8 protein-coding genes are annotated in these 12538 nt (G+C 45.6%); 2 read left to right on the top strand and 6 right to left on the bottom strand.

Going from position 1 to position 12538, the window contains the following annotated elements:
• Positions 1-2 precede the first annotated feature (2 nt).
• The gene (gene purE, locus K0O23_RS17885; RefSeq protein ID WP_219878826.1) at positions 3-527 is read left to right on the top strand and encodes a 5-(carboxyamino)imidazole ribonucleotide mutase; all 525 of its coding nucleotides are present in this window, start codon (positions 3-5) and stop codon (positions 525-527) included.
• A gap of 50 nt (positions 528-577) precedes the next feature.
• Here the strand turns inward: purE and K0O23_RS17880 are convergent, their stop codons facing one another.
• The 6 genes from K0O23_RS17880 to K0O23_RS17855 form a co-directional block, all read right to left on the bottom strand.
• Positions 578-1558 carry a HipA domain-containing protein gene (locus K0O23_RS17880; RefSeq protein WP_219878825.1) on the bottom strand — a complete coding sequence of 327 codons (981 nt, stop codon included), beginning with the start codon at positions 1556-1558 and terminating at the stop codon, positions 578-580.
• Complete coding sequence (locus K0O23_RS17875) at positions 1555-1881, bottom strand: HipA N-terminal domain-containing protein (RefSeq protein ID WP_219878824.1); 327 nt, start codon at positions 1879-1881, stop codon at positions 1555-1557. The genes K0O23_RS17880 and K0O23_RS17875 overlap by 4 nt, the downstream gene beginning before the upstream one ends.
• Positions 1881-2081, bottom strand: coding sequence for a helix-turn-helix domain-containing protein (locus K0O23_RS17870; RefSeq protein ID WP_219878823.1), 201 nt, complete (start codon positions 2079-2081; stop codon positions 1881-1883). The genes K0O23_RS17875 and K0O23_RS17870 overlap by 1 nt, the downstream gene beginning before the upstream one ends.
• Positions 2082-2238: 157 nt before the next feature.
• Positions 2239-4170 (bottom strand): molecular chaperone DnaK, encoded by a 1932-nt coding sequence (gene dnaK, locus K0O23_RS17865; RefSeq protein ID WP_219878822.1) that lies wholly within the window; start codon positions 4168-4170, stop codon positions 2239-2241.
• A gap of 456 nt (positions 4171-4626) precedes the next feature.
• Positions 4627-7350, bottom strand: coding sequence for a S8/S53 family peptidase (locus K0O23_RS17860; RefSeq protein WP_219878821.1), 2724 nt, complete (start codon positions 7348-7350; stop codon positions 4627-4629).
• 449 nt (positions 7351-7799) lie between these two features.
• Positions 7800-10736 carry a WD40/YVTN/BNR-like repeat-containing protein gene (locus tag K0O23_RS17855; RefSeq protein ID WP_219878820.1) on the bottom strand — a complete coding sequence of 979 codons (2937 nt, stop codon included), beginning with the start codon at positions 10734-10736 and terminating at the stop codon, positions 7800-7802.
• A gap of 291 nt (positions 10737-11027) precedes the next feature.
• On the opposite strand from K0O23_RS17855, the gene K0O23_RS17850 reads away from it, so the two are divergent.
• Complete coding sequence (locus K0O23_RS17850; protein WP_219878819.1) at positions 11028-12413, top strand: HTTM domain-containing protein; 1386 nt, start codon at positions 11028-11030, stop codon at positions 12411-12413.
• Positions 12414-12538: the final 125 nt, after the last annotated feature.

The following is a 12538-nucleotide window of genomic DNA, read 5'->3' as shown; positions in this document are numbered from 1 at the left end:
CCATGGCCGAGCAAACATCAACACAGCCTTTAGTTGGCATTATTATGGGCAGCCAGTCCGACCTTAAAGTAATGGACGCCGCCGCCGAAATACTTGAAACACTTGGAGTGCCCTATGAGCTTACAATCGTGTCGGCACACCGCACGCCGCATCGCATGTTCGAGTATGCTGAAAATGCTAAAAAGCGCGGACTGAAAGTAATTATTGCCGGAGCCGGGGGTGCAGCACATTTGCCAGGTATGGTGGCCTCCATCACTACACTTCCTGTAATTGGCGTTCCTGTAAAATCTAGCAACTCTATTGATGGCTGGGATTCGGTGCTATCTATACTTCAGATGCCGGGTGGTGTGCCTGTTGCTACAGTTGCTCTGGATGGCGCTTTGAATGCGGGTATACTTGCAGCTCAGATTATTGGTACATCAAACGCTGCTGTGGCTGATAAACTGGAGAAGTATAAAACTGGATTGAAAGATAAAGTGATGCGCTCTGTGGAGGAGCTGAAAAGAGGGGATAGGGATATGGATTAGTAATCTTCCATAAAGTATAGAAGCCGCTGCCAATAAAGGTAGCGGCTTTTTTAGTACATGACCATCCGTTTTTTCTTGTCAAAGTATGATTGTATATATAGCTCTTTAATATCCTGGTTTAGGAAGGAAGCATTTACCATGGCAATAATTGCTTTTTCGTTGCTTAGCATGCTTTCCACTATTTTCTGAAAACGTTTTGGTCTGATGCCCAAAATATCTGCAAACTCCTCAAAATCCCTGTAAGTATAGAAACCGTAGTTCTCATACGTGCTGCTAAATCTGTTATTTTTAAACAGCATCAGCGCCATGTCGCTTTCATGGGGTAAGTGAATTCTGGTACATAACAGGTCATAGAATGGTGTGAGCACATACCCTATTTCGTTTTTGTGCATTACAGAAAAGTTCTTGATGTGCGCATCACCATTCGAGAACAGATAATTGAACAGGATTAGCTTGAAATACTTTTCCAACTCAACCTGGTAGGTGGGTATTATGTGTTTTATAAGTTCTCCAATCTCTTCATAAGAAAAATCATACTTGTAGTTTTTGCCGTGCAGTTGTTCTGATCGTTGGGAGATCTGGGCAAAATCCTCCTGTAATAATTTAGTGCCATTCTCCTGAACATCGAAACGCCTTACTATATACCCCAGAGAGCCATCTAAGAAGCGAACAAGGGCATTAGGCGGTATAGGCAGTTTATAAACCTGGCGAGCAAGTTGCATGGTTAAATGCTCATTAGCAGGGGCTTCAGAAAGGTTCTGAAACACTCCGAAAGGGGTTGGTTTTAAAATGAATTGCCCATTTGAGTCACTAAGTATAAGCTTGTCAGCTTCTAATTTTAAGCTATACTTTACCTGAACACCTGAAATGGATATGCGTGTGGTTTGCTGCTGATAGTGGCTTGGATCTAATGAATGTGGTGATGGGAAAGACAAGTGAGGCTGCACCTTAGCACCACCAAAAAGCTCCCGCTGGCATTTTTTACAGTATCCTTCATGTGCTACTTCCTTTAAACAACCAAGGCACTTCATTCTCTTATTTCTTTAACAGTAATTGCTCCGATGGTTTCTGTGTGAGCGGTTTTAAGTAACAAACCAAATGCATCGTTCTCATCTATTTGTAATAGCCTGCATTGAGTCTGTTTATTTATACCTTCAGAAAGAAGCCCGTTAAAAAAAGGGAACAGAACCGTTGCTTGATGCACTACTGCTGTTTTAGGCAAAGATAAACTTATGGCAGGCTGCTTAACATCTAGATAATAACTTTTATCATAAGTGAAAGTATAGCCTTCCGGCGTTTCCTCTAAGATGCCTGCCAGAGTACTGTTGTTGTATACAAAGCCCTTTCTGCCCATTATTTAGGTTCTATTTTAAACTTCAGTCCCAACACCTCCAGTAATTTTTGCAATGTCTCTATAGAGGGGTTTGCGGTTCCGTTTTCTATAGCCCGAAGTGTTCTTAAGGATATGCCCGCTATTTCGGCTACATCTTCCTGACGAAGCTGCAGTATGTTTCGCCGGTGTTTTAGAGTTATAGCAAGCTCATTTAAATTCATAATACAGGTAATATATTGCCTATTTTAGTAAAGATATACTTTATTTCTCATGATATTATGTATAATGGGCAATATTTTGCCTGTTCTACTAATAAAAAAATCCCCTGTCGAAATCGATAGGGGATTTTTTTATACTTTAAACTTTATTCTATTCAGCTTATTTATTGCCGTCTACTTCTTCGTAGTCAACATCAGTTACACCGCTGTCGTCAGCTTGCTGCTGGCCGCCTGGCTGGCCGTTGCCGCCAGTAGCACCTGCACCTGCATCAGCTCCCTGACCCTGCGTTGCGTTGTACATCTCCTGAGAGGCTGCACTCCATGCATTGTTCAGGTTCTCGATAGCTTTGTCGATTCCGGCTACATCTTTAGAGCCATGCGCAGTTTTTAGTTCTGCCAATGCGTTCTCAATGTTAGACTTGTTACCAGCAGATAGCTTATCGCCATACTCTTTTAGCTGCTTCTCGGTCTGGAAGATCATAGAATCGGCTGTGTTCAGCTTCTCGATCTCTTCCTTCGCCTTCTTATCAGCTTCTGCGTTGGCTTCTGCTTCCTGGCGCATTTTCTCGATTTCCTGCTCGCTCAAACCAGAAGAAGCTTCGATACGGATCTTCTGCTCTTTGCCTGTAGCTTTATCACGTGCCGTTACATGCAGAATACCGTTGGCGTCGATGTCGAATGTTACCTCGATCTGAGGAACACCACGTGGCGCTGGCGGAATGTCTGACAAGTGGAAGCGGCCAATGGTACGGTTGTCCTTCGCCATTGGGCGCTCACCCTGCAGTACGTGGATCTCCACAGACGGCTGGTTATCAGATGCCGTAGAGAAAGTCTCAGACTTTTTGGTAGGGATAGTTGTGTTAGACTCTATCAATTTAGTCATCACACCACCCATTGTCTCGATACCAAGTGAAAGCGGCGTTACGTCCAGTAGAAGTACGTCTTTAACTTCACCAGTCAACACACCACCCTGGATAGCGGCGCCAACTGCAACTACCTCATCCGGGTTTACACCTTTAGAAGGCTTCTTACCGAAGAACTTCTCAACCTCTTCCTGCACCTTAGGGATACGCGTAGAACCACCCACAAGAATTACCTCATCGATGTCTGAAGTAGAAAGTCCTGCATCCTGAAGCGCTTTCTTGCAAGGCTCCATAGAGCGACGGATCAAATCGTCCGTCAGCTGCTCGAACTTAGCACGAGTCAGTTTACGAACCAAGTGCTTTGGAACACCATCAACCGGCATAATGTATGGCAGGTTGATCTCGGTTTCGTTAGAAGAAGAAAGTTCGATCTTTGCCTTCTCAGCAGCTTCTTTTAAACGCTGCAGCGCCATTGGGTCCTTACGCAGGTCTATACCCTCGTCGTTCTTAAACTCTTCTGCCAGCCAGTTAATAATCTTCTGGTCAAAGTCGTCACCACCCAGGTGCGTGTCACCGTTTGTAGAGAGTACTTCAAACACACCATCGCCAAGCTCAAGTATAGAGATATCAAACGTACCACCGCCAAGGTCGAACACTGCGATCTTCTGATCTTTGTGTTTTTTATCCAAACCATAAGCAAGCGCTGCTGCTGTAGGCTCGTTAATGATACGCTTTACCTCAAGGCCTGCAATTTGGCCGGCCTCTTTCGTAGCCTGACGCTGCGCATCGTTAAAGTAAGCTGGTACGGTAATTACCGCCTCTGTTACAGTTGTGCCCAGGTAGTCTTCCGCAGTAGCCTTCATTTTCTGAAGCACCATAGCCGAGATCTCCTGCGGAGTATACTCTCTGTCGCCGATCTGAACACGTACCGTGTTGTTGCTGCCCTGCTGTACCTTGTAAGATACCTGCTTTGCCTCTTCGCTTACTTCATTGTAGCTATGGCCCATGAAGCGCTTGATAGATGCAATCGTGTTGTGCGGGTTTGTGATCGCCTGACGTTTAGCCGGGTCACCTACTTTACGCTCGCCGTTTCCGTTATCCAAGAAAGCAACGATGGACGGAGTAGTTCTGCGGCCTTCGCTGTTTGGTATAACCACCGGTTCGTTACCTTCCATTACGGCAACGCAAGAGTTGGTTGTACCCAAGTCAATACCAATTATTTTTCCCATTCTATAGTTTTATTATATAGTTCCTATTTAATTTTTTCCTGTTGCCAGTAGTATAACAACCCTTGTGCCAAGGCAAATTCAGGCTATTATTTATGTCATTATGTCACAAGGTGCGATTATACTTCCGGTTTTTGTCTGATAAAGAACCATACTTTATAATCCAGCACGACATTATTGCAAGGCAACATCTTTGGTTTACCGCAAGCTTTGTATGAGAGTTGCCTGAGGGGAGGGTATTTTCGCAGAGAGATCTGCTGGCTTCATTACAGTAGAGTGATCGAGGCTTGTATTTACAGAGGGTGTAAATCTTTTTGTTGACCATACTGGTAATGGCATCAAACTACACTAGATACTAAGGCCGTCACGTAAAATACTCTCTTAGTACTAGCTATTTTAATGAAAAAGAGGCTCTTCAATATGAAGAGCCTCGTGTGTTTAGTCTATAAGAAGTGCAGCTTATCTTGCTATAAGCATCTTGCTAGTATAAGTCTGATTGCCTGTGCTGATGCGGTACAGATAGGTGCCGCTCGGCAGGCTGCTGCCGTCGAACCTAACCAGGTGATTGCCGGCTTTTTTAGTTTCCGCAACAAGTGTCTGGATTTTTTTACCCATAATATCAAACACCTCTATGGCTACAGGGCCATCGTTAGCAACCGAATAAGTGATGGTAGTTGTTGCATTGAATGGATTAGGATAGCTAAATGACTTAGTTTCAGTAGCTACTTGCATAGATGATGAGGAAGAAACTGAAAAAATTGGTGTAGCTGCATTCCAGCTATCAAATGTGCGTGTAGCAACTACAGCAAAGTCAGCACGGGTAACGTTTGTTAACGGTTTGAATGTAGCGTGCAGTGTTGGCTGTAGATCATACGGACCTTGTGTTAAAGAATAGTACGCATTGATCAGATTCAGATCAAGTGCGACACTTACAAATCCTTCCAGACCAGCAGGAATGTTCTTTGCATCCTCAATCTCATACTTGGTGCCGTTAACAGTTACAGTAGGTGTTTGGCCATTTCTTTTCAATGCTTCTTCCTGGTGACCAAGAGCCTGTACTAAAGAGTACGCAAGGCTGGCTCTATTCACACTTCCATCAGGGTTGAATTTACCGGCAGATGCAGTCATCAATCCATTAAGAGTGTGGAATCTGTCTCTAAGGGCTGCTCCTTTTGCAGTAACTGATTCTACTAACAATGCCTGGCCAGTAGCTACGTCGCTAAAAGAAGTAGCTCCAGTAGTAGGTATAAACTGACGTACACCCTGTCCCATCATTAGGTAATCAGCTAATTCAATACGCTTCAGAAGAGCATCTGGCTTATAAGTTCCATCGCTTAAGCCGTCTGCTAAGCGAGAAGAAACTGCTAACTCTATAGAGGACTTGGCAGGGTGGTTCGCGATATCACTTAATCCTGTAGAGCCTAACATTTTAGACTGAGTAACCTTTACATTTATAGTTTCAGGAACAGCAACTCCGTTCAAGCCATAAATTCTAACTTTCCAAGTTCCAGGTATTGGATTGGCAACAGCAACTACACGGTCAGTATAAAGTGTAAATGCTAGATAGATACCAGATCTGTATTCTTTTCCATTAGGGTCAATAAGGCTCAGGCCAATAGGATTACCAGTCTCTCCTAAAAGGCCATAGGCATTCATCTTTGCTTCAAGAGCTGTAATGCCCTGTGCAACAGTAAATGTTTTCTCATTAGTAGAGGCTGTAATAGGGTTGTAGTCAATACGGTATGTTGCTGCGTCTACAGAAGAGTTGATATTGCTGTTAAAGTTTCTGCTCATATTCAACTGAGCTCCAAAGGAGGTATTTCTGAAGATGTGATCAATAGCGGCATAAGCATTCACATAGCCAGCACCCACTTCCCATGGCTCACGGCCTGGCATGTTAGTGGCTGTTTTCTGCAGAATGGTTTTTACCTGCTCAGCTGTTAAGGCAGGATTCGCATCCAGCATAAGCGCCACAATGCCCGCTACATGCGGAGTAGCCATAGACGTACCGCTCATGTGTGTGTAATACGGTAACTCAGAAGCAGATAAAACTGCTGCATCTTTTTCCGCTGCCAAGGAAGAAACAGGGGCAAGTACTCTGGTAGACACCACATCTACGCCAGGACCTACGATGGTCGGTCTGTTTTCAACTGTCCAAGTTCTGCCGTCATAGCTAAGCGTCTCTTTGTGATCTTTTACGCCTCTTGAAGAGAAGCCTGCTAACCTGCCGAATCTGTCGCCGGCACCCACCGAAATAACCCATGGGGCAACAGCATAAGGATTGTGTGTATCAGCGCCTGGGCCAGAGTTACCTGCTGCAAAAACTGAGATGATATTGTTTTTGTATGCTTTAAGAGAGGCAACGTTAACTGGGTTGTTGGGATTAAATGCACCAGATGTTCCCCACGAATTGCTTATTACTCTGATACCGTAGCGAGCCTGGTTCAGGATAGTATAATCGTAGCCGCCTATAGCGTCCAGGATGAAAAGCGCACCTCCAGAACCATAGCCAATCAGGTCAGCGCCGTTTGCCACACCTGCGTACTTGCCGTTAGACATAGTGCCTAAACCACCTACAGAACCTGCGCAATGTGTACCATGGCCTGAGTTAGTGTCTGTGTTCGGAACATTCTCAGCCCAGGTAGGGGGAGATAGGGTAGTAAAACCTCTGAGGTTGGTTGTTCCCAATACGTTCTGCTTCAGGTTTTTACCTAGCTTCAGGTCTTCGTGCGTGCCATCAATGCCGCTGTCGTTAATTACAACTGCAATGCCTTTTCCGGAAACAGGAAAACCACCGTTTCTAGTAGTCATTTCCATATCCAGTCTAAGGCGCTGCACACCGGTTAAATTAGTATCGTGGTAGTTGTAGTATGTCAGCTGCTTGTTAAGGTACAGCGAACGCACTTGTGAGTTTTGAGCCAGAACATCAACCTGCAGGGCTGTTGCCAGCACACCGGCAATCGGCAAAGTCTGGAAAGTAACACCTGAAGTAATACCCAAGCTGTTCAGTAGCTGAATGTTGGAAGCAGTCGGAGCGTTATCTCCATGGAAGGTTACTACTACCTCTACAGGTTCTACTGCAGACTGCAGCGCCTGGCGCAGTTCAGGGTCTATAGTAACCTGTGCAAGAGCATTTCCAGCAAAGATGCACAAGACGGTAATTAAAGTTAAAAATTGTTTCATAAGGTGAGATGTTTTGTGAGAATTAAACGTGTTACATATGTAATAAATAGTGTATGAGGATAAGATCTTAATCAGCTAAGTTAGGGCTATTGCCTTACTAACACAGGATAGTATACCGATCTCGTTTAGCAGCCTTACGCTTCTCTGGTTTTGTAAATGTCTGTAATTAGATCAGAAGAAAGAATGAAAGTTCTTGAAGAAAAGTAACTTGTGGAAATTTACATTTACTAAATTTATGTAACTTTTTTATGGCTTTACCTGGTGTTATGGACAGATTCGCACGCACTACTTAAGTAAATTCCAGGGAAAAATGTATGTAAAAAGTAACAAAAGTAATTAGCACATCTGCCAGAAAATAATATACAAAGCAGTGTATATAGGGATTATGCAAACTAAAAGAGACTGCCCGGGTAGAGCAGTCTCTTGTGAATTGGCAGAATAAGAAAAGCTTATCCTCTGCTTCGTCTCTCAGGAGCTTTCAAAGTAAAATCCTGTGTTTTCTTAGTGCCATTGGCGGTTTCTACCTCTATAGTATACTTACCCGGCTGCAGGTAAATTACCTTGTTGTCAACAGGAGCAACTTTTATACTTTCAGCATCTTCCTTTTTGCCAGCATTCAAAGCAGTTTCATAAGCTTTTGCATTAGCCTCATCTACCGACAGGTTGTAGCTTATATAGTTTAGTCCTTTTTCGCTTTGGTCTTTCAGCTCTTTAAGCACCTGGCCTTTATCAGTTTTAATGCGGATGGTTGTGTTACCGGCTGCTGAAGTATAAAATGGCACGACCAGTTCTGGCTCCATTACCTCGCCCCATGCACCCCATTTGCTGCCCCAGCGCTCGCTGTAGTTTACAGGCTTAAAGGCAAAGATGTGCAGGTTCTCCTGCATCAGCTGTGGCGTTAATTGCTGCAGGTGGTCTACCGGCGCGATGTAAAGCGATCGGCCGTGCGTGGCTACCACCAGGTCGTTTTCTCGTGGGTGCACTACCAGGTCGTGCACGGCAACAGCTGGCATACCGTTGCTCATGGCCATAAAAGTTTTACCTCTGTCAAGGGAGAAGTATAAACCATGGTCGGTGCCAACATACAGTAGGTTCGGATTCTTCGGATCTTCTTTTACTACGTTGATGGCCTCTGCTGGCAGATTGCCACCGATGCGCTCCCACTTTTTGCCGTTATCTTCGCTTACATATAAGTATGGGGTAAAGTCGTCGTAGCGGTAGCCGTTCAGCGAAGTATAAACTCTGTCCTGCTTGTGCGCCGAGGCCACTACCGTAGACACCCAAAGGTTCTGAGGGAGTTTGTCTGAAATGCGCGTCCAGGTATAGCCACCATCTTTAGAAGTCTGAATCACACCGTCATCAGAGCCGGTGTATAGCAAACCAAATCGCAACGGAGATTCATCTATACTTGTGAGGGTGCCATAGCCCACATCACCTTTGCGGCCGCCGTTGGTCAGGTCACCGGACAGCGTTTCCATATCCTCACCCTTTTTCATGGAGCGGTGGAATTTGTTGGAGCCAAAGTATAAAATGTCCTGGTTGTGGCGGCTCAGGTGGATTGGGGATTCCCAGTTAAAGCGCAGCGGTGTTTCGCCTAGCTTGTGTGTTGGCTTGATGAATGTACGCTCACCGGTTGCTTTGTTCAGGCGAGTGTAGTTACCATACTGAGAACCGTAATATACAAAGTTGTTGTCGCGCCAGTCTACCTGCACCATCATGCCGTCGCCGCCGCCAATGCGCTCGTACGGGTACTTGCCACGGCTTGTCCAGTCAAGGCTATACTTGTAGTTGCTCGGGCCCATCCAGGTGCCGTTGTCTTGCAAACCACCATACACATTGTAAGGCTTAGCCATATCCACGGCTACAGAATAGAACTGCGCTACCGGTGGGTTGTTGGCGTAGAACCATGTCTTGCCATCGTCATAAGTAATGTTAATGCCACCGTCGTTACCGTTGATCAGGTAACCTGGTTTATCAGGACTCACCCACAGCGCCTGGTGATCCGAGTGCACGTTATCGCCTTCTATGTTACGGAACGTTTTGCCACCATCGTCAGAAGTAAGCAATGGTACACCAAGTATGTAAATTTTGTCAGGGTTAAGCGGCGATACGCGAATTACACCAAAGTAATAACCATAGCTGGAGTACATGTCGTCAATAAAGCTGTCGTGGGTTTTCTTCCAGTTTCTACCGCCATCATCGGTGCGATATACTTCAGCGCCTTTAACTTCAGAAGTATAGCGTTCAGCAGTCGGGTCTGTCAGGTAATCGTACAGGGCAGCTGGTTTTAGTTCGCCGCTTTTTACTTGTGCTTTTATGCTTTTGGCAGTGATCTCTCTCGGGAAACGGTTCTGGTCCAGGAACGCGTTCAGGCTTTTGTCATCCAGTTTCAGGAACTCTTCTCCTGTCATGCCTTTAAACAAGTCGTTGTCCAGCATTTCGGGCTTATCTTCCTTCTTCTGTACCGGACGGCGATCATAGTTATCTACAAGCGCATAGATTATGTTCGGGTTGCCAGGGTACAGGCTCAGACCAATACGTCCCACATTTTCATTGTCAGGGAAGCCATTGCCGGAGGTGCTGATGTCAGTCCAGGTGTTGCCGCCGTCTGTTGATTTATGGATACCAGATGTTTTGCCGCCTTCCACAAAATTCCAGGCGCGGCGTTCGCGGTGCCACAAAGCAGCATACACGTTATTCGGGTTTTTAGGGTCTACCTGCAGGTCGATGGCTCCTGTGTTGTCGTCCACGTAAAGCGTCTTTTTCCAGGTTTTGCCACCGTCTGTAGTTTTGTAGATGCCACGCTCTTTGTTTGGAGAATATAAATGGCCTACAGCTGCGACCCAAACGGTGTTTGGGTCTGTTGGGTGAACAAGGATTTTGCCAATGTGGTGCGTGTCGTCGAGGCCCATGTGCTGCCAGGTTTTACCACCGTCGGTGCTTTTATACACACCCACGCCAGAGTAGGAAGAACGGCTGGAGTTGCTTTCGCCGGTGCCTATCCAGATGGTCTCATTGTTATTCCAGTCTACGGTAATGTCACCGATGGTCATTACGGCCTGCTCATCAAAAAGCGGCTCAAACGACTGACCGTTGTTTGTGGTTTTCCAAAGTCCGCCAGAGGCATAGGCCGCATAGAATACAGTTGGGTCTTTAGGTGATATCTCCAGGTCAGAAATTCGGCCACTCATCACTGTAGGACCTATGTTGCGGAGCTTCAGGTTGCCGGCAAGCGACGTTTGCTGCAATTGCTGTCTGGTCTGGTGGGCCTGTAATCTTTCTTTGGCCGGTGTAGCCGCAGGTTGCTTTGCAGAAGACTTCTGAGCCTGCACGGCGCATCCGGAAAGAGCCACCAGCAGTGCTACTGAAAGTATACGTTTATGCATAGTTGGTTTATTAGTGAGTAGGTTGGTTCGTAATTATGTGTCTAAAGCTAATGAATTGTGATGGATTTAGAAAAGAGATGATAGAGACTAAGTCTTTTTCGGCAATTTGACAAAGTATACATAAGAAGGTTTAACTGCTGGTATGCAACTGCAGCATGCAATGGAAAATAATTTAAGCATAGCAAACAAGCACTCACAAAATAAGCCGGTATAAACAGAACAATGGTAGCCCGCCAAAGTATACTCTGAGAGTAAACAATGGCATATATTCTTCCCTATTCAGGCTGGTAGATGAAGCAGCTATTCAAACCTATATCTATTTATCCGCTGGTATACTTTCGTATACTTTTCGGCTTGCTGATGTTCTGCGAAGGAATAGGAGCAGTGCTGATTGGCTGGGTGCAGGAACATTATACCGAAACAACTTATAACTTCGGGTACATTGGTCTGGAGTGGATTAAGCCTTTGCCAGGCCAGGGCATGGTTTATTTATACTTGCTGATGGCGCTGCTGGGCTTTTTGATAATGATAGGCTGGCGGTATAAGCTTACATCATTCCTGTTCTTCCTGGCTTTTGGCTATAGCTTCTTCTCTGAAAAAACACACTACCTCAACCACCACTACCTGATCTGGCTGATAAGTGGCCTGATGGTGCTGATGCCGGCGCACCGGAAGCTGTCGTGGGATGTACGACGAAGACCGGGATTGGAGCAGGACGTGGCACCTCAATGGACGCTGTGGCTGTTCAGGGCGCAGCTGGTGCTGGTATACTTTTATGCGGGCATTGCCAAACTTCAGCCCGACTGGCTGGCAGCTAAGTCGGTAAGTATCTGGATGTCGCATAAAACACATTTCTATTTTATCGGGCCATACTTAAACACAGACTATACAATCTGGCTGATAAGCTGGGGCGGGGTAGTGTTTGATCTGACGATAGGTTTTGCGTTGTTGTGGCCACGCACGCGTATGTTTGCTTTTTGGGTAGCTTTTGTATTTCACATTTTTAACTCGGCAGTATTTCATGTGGGCGTGTTTCCATACTTTATGATTGCTGCCAATGTGCTTTTCTTTAGTCCTGAGCAAATTGCCCGCTGGTTTTTTAGGGTAAGGATTGATAAAGAGGCAATTGCTAAAGCAAGTATAAACCTGACCATGCCGCAGCGTCAGCTGGCTGCCAATTTCTTCTGGATTTACCTTACATTTCAGCTGCTATTTCCGTTGCGCCATTTCTTTATTCCCGGCGATGTAAACTGGACAGAAGAAGGGCATCGTTTCTCGTGGCGCATGATGCTGCGCACCAAAAGCGGGAACACTTACTATACCGTGTCAGACCCGGAAATGAAACAGCAGTATTTTGTGAACCCCAGAGCCTTCTTAACCCGCGACCAGGTAAAAGAACTGGCCAAGCACCCCGACATGATCTGGCAGTTTGCACAGTTTCTGAAGGAAGAATACCAAAGACGTGGAATCCAAAACCCGAAGGTGTATGCACTCTCTAACTTAAGCTTAAACGGATATCCTGTGCATCCTATAGTAGACCCGAATACAGATTTAGCCGCTGTAAAGTATACCTGGGGTGCAAAAGCCTGGGTATCGCCGCGCCCTGTAGCCGACGGCTGGCCCTGGACTAAACGGGTAGCAGATAAGACAACCGTACCTGATGCAAAAAGCAAATAAACACTAGAAGCTATCTCAAAAATACCTTAGCATGATTTTCATGCAGGCTAGCAGGACAAAGGCGAGATAGTTTTCAGCCTTGTGCTCATGCCTGACCAATGTTCTTCTAAAGTTGAATAGCCAGG

The sequence above is a fragment of the Pontibacter aydingkolensis genome, assembly GCF_019443125.1.
In the GTDB taxonomy this organism is placed as follows: Bacteria; Bacteroidota; Bacteroidia; order Cytophagales; family Hymenobacteraceae; genus Pontibacter; species Pontibacter aydingkolensis.
Note: the sequence above shows the minus strand (reverse complement) of the source record. Positions and strands in the feature narration are given on the sequence as shown.

Excerpts from the sequence above, each read along its gene's own strand:
- purE (WP_219878826.1), top strand. The coding sequence starts at position 3 with ATGGCCGAGCAAACATCAACACAGCCTTTAGTTGGCATTATTATGGGC.
- K0O23_RS17880 (WP_219878825.1), bottom strand. The coding sequence starts at position 1,558 with ATGAAGTGCCTTGGTTGTTTAAAGGAAGTAGCACATGAAGGATACTGT.
- K0O23_RS17875 (WP_219878824.1), bottom strand. The coding sequence starts at position 1,881 with ATGGGCAGAAAGGGCTTTGTATACAACAACAGTACTCTGGCAGGCATC.
- K0O23_RS17870 (WP_219878823.1), bottom strand. The coding sequence starts at position 2,081 with ATGAATTTAAATGAGCTTGCTATAACTCTAAAACACCGGCGAAACATA.
- dnaK (WP_219878822.1), bottom strand. The coding sequence starts at position 4,170 with ATGGGAAAAATAATTGGTATTGACTTGGGTACAACCAACTCTTGCGTT.
- K0O23_RS17860 (WP_219878821.1), bottom strand. The coding sequence starts at position 7,350 with ATGAAACAATTTTTAACTTTAATTACCGTCTTGTGCATCTTTGCTGGA.
- K0O23_RS17855 (WP_219878820.1), bottom strand. The coding sequence starts at position 10,736 with ATGCATAAACGTATACTTTCAGTAGCACTGCTGGTGGCTCTTTCCGGA.
- K0O23_RS17850 (WP_219878819.1), top strand. The coding sequence starts at position 11,028 with ATGAAGCAGCTATTCAAACCTATATCTATTTATCCGCTGGTATACTTT.